This window comes from Phenylobacterium sp., assembly GCF_035539035.1.
In the GTDB taxonomy this organism is placed as follows: domain Bacteria; phylum Pseudomonadota; class Alphaproteobacteria; order Caulobacterales; family Caulobacteraceae; genus Phenylobacterium.
On the sequence record NZ_DATLJI010000016.1, the window covers coordinates 828572 to 844518 of the forward strand.

At 72.2% G+C, this 15947-nt stretch carries 14 protein-coding genes; 9 read left to right on the forward strand and 5 right to left on the reverse strand.

Annotated elements, in window-relative coordinates:
* The first annotated feature begins 23 nt into the window (after window positions 1-23).
* From hutI to cueR, 7 genes are all read left to right on the forward strand, one after another.
* Entirely contained in the window at window positions 24-1229 is a 1206-nt protein-coding gene (hutI, locus tag VM685_RS17975; RefSeq protein WP_325461548.1) for an imidazolonepropionase, read from the forward strand.
* Window positions 1226-2755 carry a histidine ammonia-lyase gene (hutH, locus tag VM685_RS17980; protein ID WP_325461549.1) on the forward strand — a complete coding sequence of 510 codons (1530 nt, stop codon included), beginning with the start codon at window positions 1226-1228 and terminating at the stop codon, window positions 2753-2755. Before hutI ends, hutH begins: the two co-directional genes overlap by 4 nt.
* Entirely contained in the window at window positions 2752-3567 is an 816-nt protein-coding gene (gene hutG, locus VM685_RS17985; RefSeq protein WP_325462042.1) for an N-formylglutamate deformylase, read from the forward strand. The genes hutH and hutG overlap by 4 nt, the downstream gene beginning before the upstream one ends.
* A gap of 148 nt (window positions 3568-3715) precedes the next feature.
* Window positions 3716-5383 (forward strand): urocanate hydratase, encoded by a 1668-nt coding sequence (hutU, locus tag VM685_RS17990; protein WP_325461550.1) that lies wholly within the window; start codon window positions 3716-3718, stop codon window positions 5381-5383.
* Window positions 5383-5928: a HutD family protein gene (locus tag VM685_RS17995; protein WP_325461551.1), complete on the forward strand. Its 546-nt coding sequence runs from the start codon at window positions 5383-5385 to the stop codon at window positions 5926-5928. Before hutU ends, VM685_RS17995 begins: the two co-directional genes overlap by 1 nt.
* Window positions 5929-5989: 61 nt before the next feature.
* Entirely contained in the window at window positions 5990-8398 is a 2409-nt protein-coding gene (locus VM685_RS18000) for a heavy metal translocating P-type ATPase (RefSeq protein WP_325461552.1), read from the forward strand.
* Between the two features lie 9 nt (window positions 8399-8407).
* Window positions 8408-8836 carry a Cu(I)-responsive transcriptional regulator gene (gene cueR / locus VM685_RS18005; protein WP_325461553.1) on the forward strand — a complete coding sequence of 143 codons (429 nt, stop codon included), beginning with the start codon at window positions 8408-8410 and terminating at the stop codon, window positions 8834-8836.
* Here cueR and VM685_RS18010 read toward each other — a convergent pair.
* Window positions 8802-9017, reverse strand: coding sequence for a hypothetical protein (locus tag VM685_RS18010; protein ID WP_325461554.1), 216 nt, complete (start codon window positions 9015-9017; stop codon window positions 8802-8804). The two genes, cueR and VM685_RS18010, sit on opposite strands and share 35 nt — an antisense overlap.
* A gap of 65 nt (window positions 9018-9082) precedes the next feature.
* Window positions 9083-10900 (reverse strand): NAD(P)/FAD-dependent oxidoreductase, encoded by a 1818-nt coding sequence (locus VM685_RS18015; protein WP_325461555.1) that lies wholly within the window; start codon window positions 10898-10900, stop codon window positions 9083-9085.
* A 146-nt stretch (window positions 10901-11046) separates the two neighbouring features.
* On the opposite strand from VM685_RS18015, the gene VM685_RS18020 reads away from it, so the two are divergent.
* Both VM685_RS18020 and VM685_RS18025 read left to right on the forward strand, forming a co-directional pair.
* A complete protein-coding gene (locus VM685_RS18020; RefSeq protein ID WP_325461556.1) occupies window positions 11047-12069 on the forward strand; it encodes a hypothetical protein in 1023 nt (340 codons plus the stop codon).
* Between the two features lie 150 nt (window positions 12070-12219).
* On the forward strand, window positions 12220-13845 hold the full coding sequence (locus tag VM685_RS18025; protein ID WP_325461557.1) for a GMC family oxidoreductase: 1626 nt from the start codon (window positions 12220-12222) through the stop codon (window positions 13843-13845).
* Between the two features lie 13 nt (window positions 13846-13858).
* Here VM685_RS18025 and VM685_RS18030 read toward each other — a convergent pair whose 3' ends face one another.
* The 3 genes from VM685_RS18030 to VM685_RS18040 form a co-directional block, all read right to left on the reverse strand.
* Window positions 13859-14590, reverse strand: coding sequence for an AAA family ATPase (locus VM685_RS18030; protein WP_325461558.1), 732 nt, complete (start codon window positions 14588-14590; stop codon window positions 13859-13861).
* 125 nt (window positions 14591-14715) lie between these two features.
* On the reverse strand, window positions 14716-14976 hold the full coding sequence (locus VM685_RS18035) for a hypothetical protein (RefSeq protein WP_325461559.1): 261 nt from the start codon (window positions 14974-14976) through the stop codon (window positions 14716-14718).
* A gap of 93 nt (window positions 14977-15069) precedes the next feature.
* A complete protein-coding gene (locus tag VM685_RS18040; RefSeq protein WP_325461560.1) occupies window positions 15070-15837 on the reverse strand; it encodes a competence/damage-inducible protein A in 768 nt (255 codons plus the stop codon).
* Window positions 15838-15947 lie beyond the last annotated feature (110 nt).

Below are 15947 nucleotides of genomic sequence, written 5' to 3' on the forward strand. Positions count from 1 at the left end.
CGCCTGTTCTGGAGGAGACGACGGTGCGCTGCGACCGGGTCTGGCGAAACGCCCGACTGGCCACGATGGCCCCCGGCCGCCCGGGTCTGGGCGAGGTCGAGGACGGCCTGGTCGCCGCCCGGGGCGGGCGGATCGTCTATGCCGGCCCCGCCGCCGGGGCGGCGTCGCTGGAGGCCGCCGACACCGTGGACTGCGAAGGCCGCTGGGTCACCCCCGGCCTGATCGATCCCCACACCCACCTGGTCCACGCCGGGGACCGCGCCCACGAGTTCGAGCTGCGCCTGGCCGGCGCCTCCTACGAGGAGATCGCCCGGGCCGGCGGCGGCATAATCTCCACCGTCCGCGCCACCCGCGAGGCGGGCGAGGCCGACCTGGTCGCGCAGTCCCTGCCGCGCCTCGACGCCCTGATCGGCGAGGGCGTGACCACCGTGGAGGTGAAGTCCGGCTACGGCCTCTCCACCGAGCACGAGCTGAAGCAGCTCCGCGCCGCCCGCGCGCTCGCCGAGCACCGCCCTGTGCGCATCGCCACGACCTTCCTCGGCGCCCACGCCCTGCCGCCGGAGTTCGCCAGCGACGCCGACGGCTACATCGACCTGGTCTGCCGCGAGATGCTGCCCGCCGTCGCGAAGGCCGGCCTCGCCGACGCCGTCGACGCCTTCTGCGAGGGCATCGGTTTCACGACGGCGCAGACCCGCCGCGTGTTCGAGGCCGCCCGAAGCCTGGGACTTCCCGTGAAGCTGCATGCCGAGCAGCTCTCCAACCTGAACGGCGCGGCGCTCGCCGCCGAGTTCGGCGGCCTCTCCGCCGATCACCTGGAGCACCTCGACGAGTCGGGGATCGCCGCCATGGCCCGCGCCGGCATGGCCGCCGTCCTGCTGCCCGGCGCCTTCTACTTCCTGCGCGACACCAGGCTGCCGCCGGTCGAGGCCCTGCGCGCCGCGGGCGTGCCGATGGCGCTCGCCACCGACTGCAATCCCGGCACCTCGCCGCTCACCTCGATCCTGCTGGTCCTCAACATGGGCGCGACCCTGTTCCGCCTGACCGTCGAGGAGTGCCTGCTGGGCGTCACCCGCCACGCCGCCCAGGCCCTGGGGCTGGCCGCCGAGGTCGGGACCCTGGAGCCGGGCAAGGCCTGCGACCTCGCCATCTGGGACGTGGAGCGGCCGGCCGAACTTGTCTATCGCATGGGCTTCAACCCGCTCCATGCGCGCGTCTGGAGGGGTGAGTGAGCGAAGTGTTGCTGCAGCCGGGCGGGGCGAGCCTCGCCGACTGGCGGGAGATCTACCGCGGGGCGTCCGTGCGCCTGCCGCCGGCCTGCCGGGCCGTGGTCGCCGAGAGCGCCGCCGCCGTCGGCCGCATCCTGGCGAAGGGGGAGCCGGTCTACGGGATCAACACCGGCTTCGGGAAGCTGGCCAGCGTCAGCATCGCCGAGGCCGACCTCGCCACGCTCCAGCGCAACATCGTCCTCTCCCACGCCGCGGGCGTGGGCGATCCCTCGCCCGCCCCGGTGATCCGCCTGATGCTGGCCCTGAAGGTCGCCAGCCTCGCCCAGGGGGCCTCGGGCGTCCGGGTGGAGACCGTCGGGATGCTGGAGACCATGCTGGCGCAGGGCCTGACGCCCGTGGTGCCCAGCCAGGGCTCGGTCGGAGCTTCCGGCGATCTCGCCCCCCTCGCCCACATGGCCGCGGCCATGATCGGCGTCGGCGAGATCGAGGTCGACGGCCGCCGCCTGCCCGCCGCCGAGGCCCTCAAGGCCGCCGGCCTGGAGCCCCTGACGCTCGGCCCCAAGGAAGGCCTGGCGCTGCTGAACGGCACCCAGTTCTCCACCGCCCACGCGCTCGCCGGCCTGTTCGAGGCCGAGCGCCTGTTCCAGGCCGCCCTGGTCACTGGCGCGCTCTCCACCGAGGCCGCCAAGGGCTCCGACACCCCCTTCGACCCGCGTATCCACGCGCTGCGCCGCCAGCCCGGCCAGATCGAGGCCGCCGAGGCCCTGCGCCGGCTGATGGCCGGCTCGGCGATCCGCGCCTCGCACCTGAAGGACGACGAGCGGGTGCAGGACCCCTACTGCCTGCGCTGCCAGCCGCAGGTGATGGGCGCGGCCCTCGACGTCCTGCGCCAGGCCGGCACGACCCTCGAGCGCGAGGCCAACGGCGTCACCGACAACCCGCTGATCTTTCCGGAGGCCGACGAGGCCCTGTCCGGCGGCAACTTCCACGCCGAGCCCGTGGCCTTCGCCGCCGACATGATCGCGCTCGCCGTCTGCGAGATCGGCTCGCTCGCCGAGCGGCGGATCGCCATGCTGGTGGACCCGGCGCTCTCCGGCCTGCCCGCCTTCCTGACCCCCCAGCCGGGCCTCAACTCCGGCTTCATGATCCCCCAGGTCACCGCCGCGGCCCTGGTCTCGGAGAACAAGCAGCGGGCCTATCCGGCCAGCGTCGATTCCATCCCTACCTCCGCCAACCAGGAGGACCACGTCTCCATGGCCGCCCACGGCGCGGTGCGGCTGGCCCCGATGGTGCGCAACGCCACCGCCGTGGTGGGGATCGAGCTGCTGGCCGCCGCCCAGGGCTGCGACTTCCACGCCCCCCTGACCTCCAGCACGGCGCTCGAGGCGGTCCGCGCCGACCTGCGCGCCTGGGTGCCGACGCTGGACCACGACCGCCACATGGCCCCGGACCTGGAGGCGGCCTGCGACCTCGTCCGCACCGGCGGCGTCACCGCTGCGGCCGGCCTGTCCCTGCCGGGCGTCGCCTGATGGACTGGCTGCAGGTCACCCGGGGCGATGCGCCCCTCGTCGTCAGCTTCCCGCACACCGGGACCGACATCCCGCCCGACATCGAGGACCGGCTCGTCTCCCCCTGGCTCGCCCGCAAGGACGCCGACTGGTGGATAGAGAAGCTCTACGACTTCGCCCCCGGCCTCGGCGCCACCCTGGTCCGCACCGCCGTCTCGCGCACCGTCATCGACGTGAATCGCGATCCCTCCGGCGCCTCGCTCTACCCGGGCCAGGCCACCACCGAGCTCTGCCCCACGACCACCTTCGACGGCGAGCCGCTCTACAAGCCGGGCCACGAGCCCGACGCCGTGGAGATCGCGCGGCGGCGGCGCACCTGGTTCGACCCCTACCACGCCGCCCTGGCCGCCGAGCTGGACCGCCTGCGCGCCGTCCACCCGCGGGTGGTGCTCTACGAGGCCCACTCCATCCGCTCCCGGATCCCGCGCCTGTTCGAGGGCGAGCTGCCCAACTTCAACATCGGCACCAACTCGGGCGCCAGCTGCGATCCCCTTCTTGCCGAGGCGGTGGAGGCCGCCTGCGAGGCCTCCGACTTCTCCGTGGTCCTCAACGGCCGCTTCAAGGGCGGGTGGACCACCCGCCATTACGGCCGCCCCGAGGAAGGCGTCCACGCCGTCCAGATGGAGCTCGCCTGCCGCGGCTACATGGACGACCCCGACACGCCGCCCGCGCCGGGCGCCTGGCCCACGCCGTGGGACCCCGAGCGCGCCCTGTTCATGCGCCACGCCCTTCACCGCGTCCTCGACGCCTGCCTCGATTTCGCGGGCGCCTGATGGCCGCAGGAAATCCGCTCACCCCGGCGAAAGCCCGGGCCCAAGCCGAGTCGCGCCCGACCCGCGACGCCCACACCCGCACCGCCGCTTGGTTCCCGGCTTTCGCCGGAATGAGCGGCGCGTGGGGAAACTTCAGAGACCCGAACCCATGACCCGTTCCGATCCCAACCGCATCGTCCGCCCCGCCACCGGGACCGAGCTCTCGGCCCGGAGTTGGCTCACCGAGGCCCCCCTGCGGATGCTGATGAACAACCTGCACCCCGACGTCGCGGAGAACCCTGCGGAACTCGTGGTCTACGGCGGCATCGGCCGCGCCGCCCGCGACTGGGAGAGCTACGACCGCATCGTCGAGACCCTCCGCCGGCTCGGCGACGACGAGACCCTGCTGATCCAGTCCGGCAAGCCGGTGGGCGTCTTCCGCACCCACGCCGACGCGCCGCGGGTCCTGCTGGCCAACTCCAACCTGGTTCCGAAGTGGGCCAACTGGGACCACTTCCACGAGCTCGATCGCGCCGGCCTGATGATGTACGGCCAGATGACCGCCGGCTCCTGGATCTACATCGGAGCCCAGGGGATCGTGCAGGGCACCTACGAGACCTTCGTGGAGATGGGCCGCCAGCACTACGGCGGCGACCTCTCCGGCCGCTGGCTGCTCACCGCCGGCCTCGGCGGCATGGGCGGCGCCCAGCCACTCGCCGCGGTCATGGCCGGCGCCTCCTGCCTGGCCATCGAGTGCCAGCCCAGCCGGATCGAGATGCGCCTGCGCACCGGCTACCTGGACCGCGCCGCCGCGAGCCTCGACGAGGCCCTGGCGATCATCGAGGAGGCCACCCGCACGAAGCAGGCGGTCTCCGTCGGCGTGCTCGGCAACGCCTGCGAGGTGCTGCCGGAGATCCTGGCCCGCGGCGTCACGCCCGACCTGCTCACCGACCAGACGTCAGCGCATGACCCCGTGAATGGGTATCTCCCCAAGGGCTGGACGCTCGAGCGCTGGGCGGCCATGCGCGACCAGGACCCCAAGCAGGTGGAGGAGGCCGCCCGCGAGTCCATGGCCGAGCACGTCCGCGCCATGCTGGAGTTCCGCCGCCGGGGCGTGCCGACCGTCGACTACGGCAACAACATCCGCCAGGTGGCCAAGGACGCCGGCGTCACCGACGCCTTCGACTTCCCGGGCTTCGTGCCAGCCTACATCCGCCCGCTGTTCTGCCGCGGGATCGGTCCGTTCCGCTGGGCCGCGCTGTCGGGCGATCCGGCCGACATCGCCGCCACCGACGCCAAGGTGAAGGAGCTGATCCCGGACAATCCGCACCTGCACAACTGGCTCGACATGGCCGGCAAGCGGATCAAGTTCCAGGGCCTCCCGGCCCGGATCTGCTGGGTGGGCCTGGGCGACCGCCACCGGCTCGGCCTCGCCTTCAACGAGATGGTGCGCACGGGCGAGTTGAAGGCGCCGGTGGTCATCGGCCGCGACCACCTGGATTCCGGCTCCGTCGCCTCGCCGAACCGCGAGACCGAGGCCATGCGCGACGGCTCCGACGCGGTCTCCGACTGGCCGCTGCTCAACGCCCTGCTGAACACCGCCTCGGGCGCCACCTGGGTCAGCCTGCACCACGGCGGCGGCGTCGGCATGGGTTACTCCCAGCACGCCGGCATGGTCATCGTCTGCGACGGCACCGACGCCGCCGCGAAGCGCATCGAGCGCGTCCTCTGGAACGACCCGGCGACCGGCGTCATGCGCCACGCCGACGCCGGCTACCCCGAAGCCCTCGCCTGCGCCCGCGAGAACGGCCTCGACCTGCCGGGCATCCTCGGCTGATGCGCCTGCTCCGCGCCGCCGACCGGGTCCCCGTCCCTTGGAAGAACGGCGGCGGGGTGACCCGCGAGGTGGCGGCCTTCCCCGAAGGCGCCGGCTTCGACGACTTCCTCTGGCGGGTCAGCATGGCCGAGGTGCGCGCTGACGGCCCGTTCTCGGTCTTTCCCGGCGTGGACCGCGTGCTGGCCGTCCTGGAGGGCCGCCTGCGCCTCGAGGTCGAGGGCCTGCCGCCCGTCGAGCTCTCCCCCGAAAGCCCGCCGGCCGTCTTCCCGGGCGACGCCCCCACGCACGGCGCGGTGCTGGACGGACCTGTCCTCGACCTCAACGTCATGACCCGCCGGGGCCGGGCCCACGCCGACGTCCGGCGGCTGGAGGCCGGCAGCGTCGCCACCGGCGGCGGACTGCTCGTCGCCACCGAGCCGGCCCGCGCCGCAGGCGTTCCCCTGGCGCGCTACGACGTCCTCGTCCTGGAGCCGGCGGACAAGCCGCCGGTGCTGGACTCCGGCCGCGCCTGGCTGGTCAGCTTGGGTCCTGAACAGATCTCTTGACCCTCCCATCATGGGAAGGTCCATCTAGGGCGAGCCTCACCGTTGGAGGTGGAGACCGACCATGACCAAGACCTGCTGCCACGGCGGCCACGCGGCCCCCGATCACAAGGGCCACGATCACAAGAGCCACGACCACGCCGGCCACGCGCACCATCACGCCCCGGCCCCGGCCGGCGACGCCCACACCGTGATCGATCCGGTCTGCGGCATGACGGTCGACCCGCACGCCACGCCGCACCGCGCCGAGCACCACGGCCAGCCCTACTACTTCTGCTCCGCCGGCTGCCGAAACAAATTCGCCGCCGACCCGGAGCGCTACCTCAGCGCGGAGAAGGCCCAGGCGCCCGAGGCGCCCCCGGGGACCATCTACACCTGCCCCATGCACCCGGAGGTGCGCCAGGTGGGCCCGGGCTCCTGCCCGATCTGCGGCATGGCGCTCGAACCGGAGGTGTTCAGCGCCGACGCCGGCCCGAACCCTGAGCTCGTCGACTTCACCCGTCGCTTCTGGATCGGCCTCGTCCTCACCCTGCCCGTCCTGGCGCTCGAGATGGGCGGCCACCTGACGGGCCTCACCGAGCGGATCGGCGGCCAGCTGTCCAACTGGCTGCAGCTGGCGCTGGCCACCCCCGTGGTCCTGTGGAGCGGCTGGCCGTTCTTCGAGCGCGGCTGGCGTTCGCTGGCCACCCGCAACCTCAACATGTTCACCCTGATCGGCATGGGCGTCGGCGTGGCCTGGGCCTACAGCGTGGTGGCCACCGTCGCGCCCGGCGTGTTCCCCGAGGCCTTCCGCCGCCACGACGGGTCGGTGGCGATCTACTTCGAGGCGGCCGCGGTGATCGTGGTGCTCGTCCTGCTGGGCCAGCTCCTGGAGCTGCGCGCCCGCGAGCAGACCTCCGGCGCCATCAAGGCCCTCCTCGACCTCGCGCCCAAGACCGCCCGCCGCGTCCGCGACGACGGCGCCGACGAGGAGGTGACGCTGGACCTGATCGTGGTCGGCGACCGCCTGCGCGTGCGTCCCGGCGAGAAGGTCCCGGTGGACGGCGAGCTCGTCGAGGGCCGCGTGGCGATCGACGAATCCATGGTCACCGGCGAGTCGATGCCGGTCACCAAGGAGGCCGGCGACAAGGTGGTCGGCGGGTCGATCAACAAGACCGGCTCCTTCGTCATGCGCGCCGAGAAGGTCGGCGCCGACACCCTGCTTTCCCAGATCGTGCAGATGGTCGCCCAGGCCCAGCGCAGCCGCGCGCCGATCCAGCGCATGGCCGACCGGGTTTCGGGCTGGTTCGTGCCGGCGGTGATCGCGGTCGCCGTCCTGGCCTTCATCGGCTGGGCGATGTTCGGGCCAGAACCCGCCTACACCTTCGCCCTGGTCTCCGCGGTCTCGGTGCTGATCATCGCCTGTCCCTGCGCGCTCGGCCTCGCCACCCCGATCTCGATCATGGTCGGCGTCGGCCGCGGGGCCCAGGCGGGCGTGCTGATCAAGAACGCCGAGGCCCTGGAGCGCTTCGAAACCATCGACACCCTGGTGATCGACAAGACCGGAACCCTCACCGAGGGCCGCCCCGCCGTCACCGCCATACGTCCGGCCCCGGGCTTCGAGGAGGCCGAGCTCCTGCGGCTCGCCGCCAGCCTCGAGCGCGGCAGCGAGCACCCGCTGGCCGACGCCGTCGTCCGCGCCGCCCTCGACCGCGGCCTGACCCTGGCCGAGGCGACGGGCTTCGACTCCCCCGTCGGCAAGGGCGTGCTGGGCTCGGTGGACGGCCGCCGCCTGGTTCTCGGCTCCGGCAAGTTCCAGGCCGAGCAGGGGATCGACACCTCCGCCCTCGACGCCGAGGCCGAGGCGCTGCGCGCGGACGGCGCCACCGCCATCTTCATGGCCGTGGAGGGCCAGGCCGCCGCCGTCTTCGCCATCGCCGATCCGGTGAAGGCCACGACCCCCGAGGCCGTCCGCGCCCTGAAGGCCGAGGGCGTGCGCCTCGTCATGATGACCGGCGACAACCGCACCACCGCGCTCGCCGTCGCCCGCCGTCTCGGCATCGACGAGGTGGAGGCCGAGGTCCTGCCGCAGGACAAGGCCGCCGTCGTCCAGAAGCTCCGCGCCGAGGGCCGCAAGGTCGCCATGGCCGGCGACGGGGTGAACGACGCGCCTGCGCTCGCCGCCGCCGAGGTGGGCATCGCCATGGGGGCCGGCGCCGACGTCGCCATCGAGAGCGCCGGGGTCACCCTGCTGAAGGGCGACCTGCAGGGCATCGTCAAGGCGCGGCGGCTGTCGCGGGCGGTGATGCGCAACATCCGCCAGAACCTGTTCTTCGCGTTCGTCTACAACGCCGCCGGCGTGCCCATCGCCGCGGGCGTGCTCTATCCCGTGTTCGGCCTGCTGCTCTCCCCGGCCATCGCCGCCGCCGCCATGGCGCTCTCCAGCGTCAGCGTGGTCGGCAATGCGCTGCGGCTGCGCGGCGTGAAGCTCTAGGAGTCCCGCATGAACATCGGCCAGGCCTCGCGCGCCTCCGGCGTCACCGCCAAGATGATCCGCTACTACGACGAGATCGGCCTCGTGCGGCCTTCGGCGCGGACGGAATCCAACTACCGCGAGTACGGCGACCGCGAGCTCAACGAGCTGCGCTTCATCCGCCGGGCGCGCGGGCTGGGCTTCTCCATGGAGGAGATCACCCGCCTGCTCTCCCTGTGGCGTGACCGCGACCGCCCGAGCCGCGAGGTGAAGGCCATCGCCGACAAGCACATCGCCGACCTGGAGGCCCGCATCGCCGAGATGCAGGCCATGGTCGGGACGCTTCGCCACCTCTCCCACTGCTGCGCGGGAGACGACCGTCCGGACTGCCCGATCCTCGCCGACCTGACGGGCGGGACGGCGCCTAGCGAGCCTCGCTCGAAGACCAGGCGCGTCTGAGCGCCAGGGCGGCCCGCTCGGCCGCCTCGGGCCCCTGCTCGGCCTCGATCTCCTGCAGGCGTGCGACGGCGCGCAGCAGCAGCTCGGCCTCCGCTTCGGAGGCCCCGCCGCTCTCAAGCACGAGATCGCGGATGTGCCGGCGCGCGCCGGCGCAGAGCCCTTGGCCGTCTTCGTCCCTCACGCCGCTGGTATAGCGGCGACTCGCCCATAAGCTGCGACTTCGCAACCCGAAGTGGGTCCCCAGGGTCAGCCGGCGGCCAGCTCCAGGCCCTTCAGCTCGCCCTCGGCCCGCCAGGCCTCCAGCACCTTGGTGAAGGCCACCGGGCCCGCGCCGTAGGAGCTGTTCCTGGCGCTCATCGTCTCGGGCATGCCCTCGTTGTTGTAGTAGCCGGGCGTGCATTCCTTGAGGAAGTTCTCCCGCAGCACCGCCAGCTTCACGATGGTGTCCACCCAGGCGTCCTCGGCCTCCTGGCTGGGCTCCACCGTGCGCGCCTGCCGCTCGCCGGCCGCCTTCAGGATGTAGGCGATGTGCTTGGTCTGCTCGTTGATCATGTGCGGGAAGTTGGCCGAGAAGCCCGACTGCACGTTCGAGATGATGAAGCAGTTGGGGAAGCCGCGGCTGGTCAGGCCGTGCAGGGTCGCCGCCCCGCCCTTCCACTTCTGCGTCAGGGTCAGCCCGCCGCGGCCGTAGAGCTCGTAGCCCGAGCGGCGGGTGTAGTCGGTGCCCACCTCGAAGCCGGTAGCGTAGATCAGGCAGTCGACGGGATACTCCCGGCCCTCCACCACCACGGCCGTCTCGGTGATCCGCTCGACACCCTGCCCCTTGGTGTCCACCAGCGTCACGTTCGGCCGGTTGAAGGTCGGCAGGTAGTCGTCGTGGAAGCACGGCCGCTTGCAGAACTGGTTGTACCAGGGCTTCAGCGCCTCGGCGGTGGCCTTGTCCTTCACCACCGCGTCCACCCGGGCGCGCACCTGCTCCATCTTCTTGAAGTCGGCGAGCTGCATCAGGGCCGCCGGGTCCTCCACCGCCTCGCCGGCCATCATCTTCTTGCGGGCCAGCAGCAGGATGTTGCCGATGATGTCGGTCCAGCCGTCGTTCACCAGGTCCTCGTCGGCGAAGCCGCCCGAAACCAGGGTGTTGAAGTTGTCCATCCGGTACTGCTGCCAGCCGGGCTCGAGCCGGCCCGCCCAGTCCGGGTCCGTCGGGCGGTTGTTGCGCACGTCGATCGACGAGGGCGTCCGCTGGAAGACGTAGAGGTGCTTCGACCATTCGCCGAGGTGCGGCACGCACTGCACGGCGGTGGCCCCCGTGCCGATGATCCCCACCACCTTGTCCTTCAGGCCCACGAGCCCGCCGTCGGAGGTCCCGCCGGTGTAGCCGTAGTCCCAGCGGCTGGTGTGGAAGGAATGCCCCTTGAAGCTCTCGACGCCCGGGATGCCCGGCAGCTTCGGCCGGTGCAGCGGCCCGTTGGCCATGACCACGAAGCGGGCCTTCATGGCGTCGCCGCGGTTGGTCTTCACGATCCAGCGGGCGGCGTCCTCGTCCCACCGCATCTCGGTGACTTCGGTCTGGAAGCAGGCGTTGTCGTAGAGGCCGAAGTGCCGGCCGATCGCCCGGCTGTGCTCCAGGATCTCCGGCGCGCGGGAGTACTTCTCCTTCGGCACATAGCCGATCTCTTCCAGCAGCGGCAGGTAGATGTAGCTCTCGATGTCGCAGGCCGCGCCGGGATAGCGGTTCCAGTACCAGGTGCCGCCGAAGTCGCCGCCCTTCTCGACGATCCGGATGTCGGCCACGCCCTGCTCGCGCAGCCGGGCCGCGGCCAGCAGGCCGCCGAACCCGCCGCCGACCACCACCACCTCGACCTCGTCGGTCAGCGGCTCGCGGCTGAACCCCGGCTCCACATAGGGGTCCTCGAGGTAGTGGGCGAAGTCGCCTGCGATCTCCACGTACTGCTGGCTGCCGTCGGCCCGCAGCCGGCGGTCGCGCTCGGCCCGGTATTTCTCGCGCAGCGCGTCCGGATCGAAGCCCAGGTCGTCGCCCGTGCGGTCCAGCGTCTCCGACATCGATCTCCTCCCGGGCCGTCTTGCACGCGGCCACGCCCCATCAGCGTGCAATTGACGCCGGGACAATCAAGCCCCGTCCGCCGCGTCACGCCTCCGCACCATACCGAAAGCTCGACAATGCGGAGACGCCCGCGCTACCGTTCCGCATGACCACGTTCCGCGCCGCCCTCCTCGCCCTCGCCGCCGCCGCCCTCGCCACGACGGCCTCCGCCCAGGATTACCGGGCCCCGCGCACCAGCTTCGGCCAGCCCGACCTGCAGGGCGTGTGGACCAACGCCGCGATCACCGGCCTGGAGCGGCCGGCGATGTTCAAGTCGCTCACCATCCCGGAGGCCGAGGCCAAGGCCTTCGAGGCCCGACGCGCCGCCATGCGCGCCGCCCAGGACAGGCCCTCGGACCCGAACGCCGGCGCCCCGCCGGTGGCGTCCGACCCGGGCGGCTACAACGCCGCCTGGACCGATCCGGGCACGACGCTGGGCCGCATCGCCGGCGAGGTGCGGACCTCCTGGATCGTGGAGCCGGCCGACGGCAAGCTGCCCTACAGCGCCGAGGGTCGCCGCCTGCTCCAGACCACCCTCGACAAAGCCCGCAACGGCTTCGACGGCCCCGAGAGCCGGCCGCTCGGCGAGCGCTGCATCCTGGGCTTCGGCTCCACGGCCGGCCCGCCGATGCTGAACGTGCTCTACAACAACCACTACGAGATCGTGCAGACGCCCGACTACGTGACCATCGTCGTCGAGATGAACCACGACGCCCGCGTGATCCGCCTGAAGGACCGCGCCCACGTCCCGGCCCACATCCGGCCGTGGATGGGCGACTCGGTCGGCTGGTGGGAGGGCGACACCCTCGTCGTCGAGACCACCAACTTCAATCCGGGCGAGGTGCTGCGGCCCTATTTCGCGGCCACCATCTACATCTCGGAGGACGCCAGGGTCACCGAGCGGTTCACCCGCATCGCCGACGGCCAGATCCTCTACGAGTTCACCGTCGACGACCCCAAGGTCTTCACCCAGACCTGGAAGGCCCAGATGCCGCTCAACGCCGCCAAGGGCCCGGTCTACGAATACGCCTGCCACGAGGGCAACTACTCCCTCCCCGGCATCCTCGCCGGCGCCCGCCTCGCCGAGAAGGAAGGCCGCCAGGCGGAGAGCGTCGACCTCACGGAGTGACCATCCGGTGTCATCCCGGACGGCCGAAGGCCGACCCGGTCCCCATGAACACCGATCGCGTGGGCTGACCCAGGCGTCGCCGCCGCGCTATTCCTTCCGCACGGAGTCTATGGGTCCCGGCTCTCCGCTGCGCTCCGGCCGGGATGACACTTGGGGGCTGGTCAGATCCGCGATTTCGGAACCTACGACTACGTCATCGCCGGCGCGGGCTCGGCGGGGTGCCTCTTGGCCAACCGGCTGTCGGCGGACCCGAGGAACCGCGTCCTGCTGCTGGAAGCCGGCGGCCAGGACGACTGGGTCTGGTTCCACATCCCCGTGGGCTACCTGTTCGCCATCGGCCACCCCCGCGCCGACTGGCTGTTCACCACCGCCGAGGAGCCGGGGCTGGGCGGCCGCAGCCTCGCCTATCCGCGGGGCAAGGTGATCGGCGGCTCCAGCGCCATCAACGCCATGATCTACATGCGCGGCCAGGCCGCCGACTACGACGGCTGGCGACAGCTCGGCCTTCCGGGCTGGGGCTGGGACGACGTCCTGCCGCACTTCCTGGCCCACGAGGACCACATCGACGGGGCCGGCCCCTTCCACGCCCGGGGCGGCGAGTGGCGGGTGGAGCATCCCCGCGTGCGCTGGGAGATCCTCGACGCGATCCGCGACGCCGCCGCCGAACTCGGCCTGCCGAAGATCCCCGACTTCAATACCGGCGACAACGAGGGCTCCTCCTACTTCCAGGTCAACCAGAAGGCCGGCCGCCGCTGGAGCGCCGCGCGGGGCTTCCTGAAGCCTGCCCTGTCGCGCCCGAACCTGCGCCTGGAGACGGGGGTGGAGGTGGAGCGCGTGACCTTCGAGGGCGCCCGCGCCACCGGCGTGGTCTTCCGCAAGGGGTCCGAGCGGTTCGAGGTCCGGGCCGCGGGCGAGGTCATCCTGGCCTCCGGCGCGGTCGGCAGCCCGAAGATCCTCGAACTCTCCGGCGTCGGCGACGGCGCCCGGCTGGCAGACCTCGGCGTCCCGGTCGTGCGCCACGCGCCGGGGGTCGGCGAGAACCTGCAGGACCACCTGCAGCTCCGCCCGGTGTTCAAGGTCAGCGGCGTGAAGACGCTCAACACCGAGTACGCCAATCTCGCGAAGCGCGCGCTCATGGGTCTGGAGTACGCGGTCCGCCGCACCGGCCCGTTGACCATGGCGCCGTCCCAGGTCGGCCTCTTCGCGAAGAGCTCGCCGCGCTACGGCACCGCCAACCTGGAGTTCCACTTCCAGCCCCTGTCGCTCGACAGGTGGGGCGAGGGCATGCACCCGTTCGGCGCCTTCACGGCGTCGGTCTGCAACCTGCGCCCCTCGAGCCGCGGCTCGATCCACGCCGCCAGCCCCGACCCGGCCGCCCCGCCGCGCATCGCGCCCAACTACCTGGCCACCGAGGAGGACCGCGAGGTCGCCTGCGACGCGCTCAGGCTCGCTCGCCGCATCGCCGCCCAGGCGCCGCTTTCGAAGTACCGGCCCGAGGAGTTCCGGCCAGGCGCCCACCTCACCACCAACGAGCAGCTCCGCGCCGCCGCCGCCGACATCGGCACCACCATCTTCCACCCCGCCGGCACGGCCGCCATGGGTCCGGACGCCGACCCCATGGCCGTGCTGGACGCCCGGCTGCGGGTGCGCGGGGTCGACGCCCTGCGGGTGATCGACGCCTCCGCCATGCCCCGGATCGTCAGCGGCAACACCAACTCGCCCACCCTGATGATCGCCGAGAAGGGCGCCGCCATGGTCCTCGCCGACCGGCGCTAGGCCCCGGCCTTCGTCAGGCCGGCGGCTGGACGAAGGTGAGTCCGGCGGAGCGCGTCGCCATCCACGGGCGGCCCAGGTCGTCGTTGGCGGTCTTCACCGGCGCCCGCCGCTCGCCCGCCAGCCGCTTCCAGACCTCCGCGAACAGGGCCCGCACCTCGTCCGAGGCCTGTATCGCCCCCTCCGTCTCCAGCACCGAGCGGCGCTGGGCGAAGGCGGTCTGGTAGACCACCCGCGACCGCAGCGCGGTGGCGGCCACCGGCAGGCCCGCGAACCGCAGCGCCTCCAGGGCCTTCAGAACCTGCGGCGGCTCGACGCCGTTGCGCTGCGGGGCGCACTGGTTGAGCGCGACCACGCCCTCGCGGCCGAGCCGCTGGATGATCGCCACCGAACGCACCGCCGCGGCCAGGTCGAGGTAGGTGGGCCGCGCCACCGCCAGGCACAGGTCGGCCACCTTCACCGCCTCGGCCACGTCGGCCTCCGGGGCGGCGGGGGTGTCGATGATCAGAAGCTCCGCGCCCGAGCGCCGGCAGGCCTCGGTCAGCGCGAACAGCTTGGCGGCGCTGGTCTCGAACAGCAGGGAGGCCGCCTCCTCCCGCTCGCGCAGCACCTCGCAGGCGCTGCGCAGGGGATCGGCGTCGGCGAGCACCGCCTTCACGCCGACGGCCCTCGCCGCGAGCGTGAGATTGACCGCGACGGTCGTCTTCCCGGCCCCGCCCTTGCGGGACATCACGGCAAGGGTCTTCACCTGGAACGCCCCCATCGGCCGCGGACGCCTGCTGGCGGACGCCCTCTAGCGCCGCCGATCATGCACAGACTTATCCACAGCTGTGAAGGCTGTTTGACAGGGCGCCCGAATCGCGGGCCGCGCCGTCAGTTGGTGGGCGGATTGATCCGCTGCTGGCGCTCGAGGCTCTCGCGGTCGCTGGCCTTGCGCTGCTCCCACTGCTCGGCGGTCATGCAGACCTTGGTCTTCATCCGCGAGCCGAGCACCGGCTCGTTCTTGCAGACCAGGCCATCCTTGTTGGCCTTGGCCTTCTTGCCCGTCTGCTCGGCGCCCGCCGGCTCCGCAGCGGCCGGTTGCGCGGCCGCGTCGGCCAGCAGAAGGGCGGCCGCCAGCATCATCGAGATCATTCCAAACGCTCCCCAGAGGCGATCTTGGCCGAAGCCTAGCCGAACACCCTTCAGTGGACAAATTAACCGATGGTGACACGCCGCCCGCGGCGCTCAGGCCGCCTCCACCTCGAACGCCCGCTCGATCCCGGCCTCGCGCAGGGCGGCGATCAGCTCCCCCGCCACCGCCTCCAGGACCGCCGGATCGCGGCCGCGCAGCACCAGGTTCGAGCCGTAGCCCTCCGGGGTGAAGAACGGATAGCTGCCCAGCGACAGGTCCGGATGGGCCTTGGCCACCGCCTCCAGGGGCGCGGCGATCGCGCCTTCGCCGGAGCCTTCCACCCGCACGGTCCGCGACACCGTCGGCCGCCCGCCCTCCAGCCTCGGCCCCACGTCCTCCAGCATGCCGCGCATGATCTGCGGCACGCCGGCCAGGACGAAGACGTTGCCGATGGTGAAGCCGGGCGGCCCCTGCACCGGGTTCTTCACCAGCGCCCCGCCCACCGGCACCCGCGCCATCCGCCGCCGCGCGGCGTTCAGCTCGTCCCCCCAGCGGGCGGTCATCATGGCGATGATCTCGGGATGCTCCACCAGCGGAACGCCGAACGCCGCGGCCACCGCGTCGGCGGTGATGTCGTCGTGGGTCGGCCCGATCCCGCCGGTGGTGATCACGTAGGTGTAGCGGTGGCGCAGCGCGTCCAGAGCCGCCACGATCTCCTCCAGCACGTCCGGCACGGTCCGCGCCTCGGCCAGGTCCACGCCATGGACGCCCAGGTAGCGCGCGATGTCGCGCAGGTTGGTGTCCTGCGTCCGCCCGGAGAGGATCTCGTCCCCGATGATCAGCACGCCCGCGGTGACGCGGCGCTCGCGGTCAGAAGACATGCGCTCCCCAATCCCTCCCGTTCGACCCGCATTCCTCGGGAATGCTGGAGAGCCTTTAGCCCATGGACAGATTGGAGCTATGGCCTCCGGCGAGGTCAAGGACCGGCCTG

Bases quoted from the DNA above. Each gene is read 5' to 3' on its own strand.
- VM685_RS18035 (WP_325461559.1), bottom strand. From the start codon at position 14,976: ATGATCTCGATGATGCTGGCGGCCGCCCTTCTGCTGGCCGACGCGGCC.
- VM685_RS18020 (WP_325461556.1), top strand. From the start codon at position 11,047: ATGACCACGTTCCGCGCCGCCCTCCTCGCCCTCGCCGCCGCCGCCCTC.
- cueR (WP_325461553.1), top strand. From the start codon at position 8,408: ATGAACATCGGCCAGGCCTCGCGCGCCTCCGGCGTCACCGCCAAGATG.
- VM685_RS18040 (WP_325461560.1), bottom strand. From the start codon at position 15,837: ATGTCTTCTGACCGCGAGCGCCGCGTCACCGCGGGCGTGCTGATCATC.
- VM685_RS17995 (WP_325461551.1), top strand. From the start codon at position 5,383: ATGCGCCTGCTCCGCGCCGCCGACCGGGTCCCCGTCCCTTGGAAGAAC.
- hutU (WP_325461550.1), top strand. From the start codon at position 3,716: ATGACCCGTTCCGATCCCAACCGCATCGTCCGCCCCGCCACCGGGACC.
- VM685_RS18015 (WP_325461555.1), bottom strand. From the start codon at position 10,900: ATGTCGGAGACGCTGGACCGCACGGGCGACGACCTGGGCTTCGATCCG.
- VM685_RS18000 (WP_325461552.1), top strand. From the start codon at position 5,990: ATGACCAAGACCTGCTGCCACGGCGGCCACGCGGCCCCCGATCACAAG.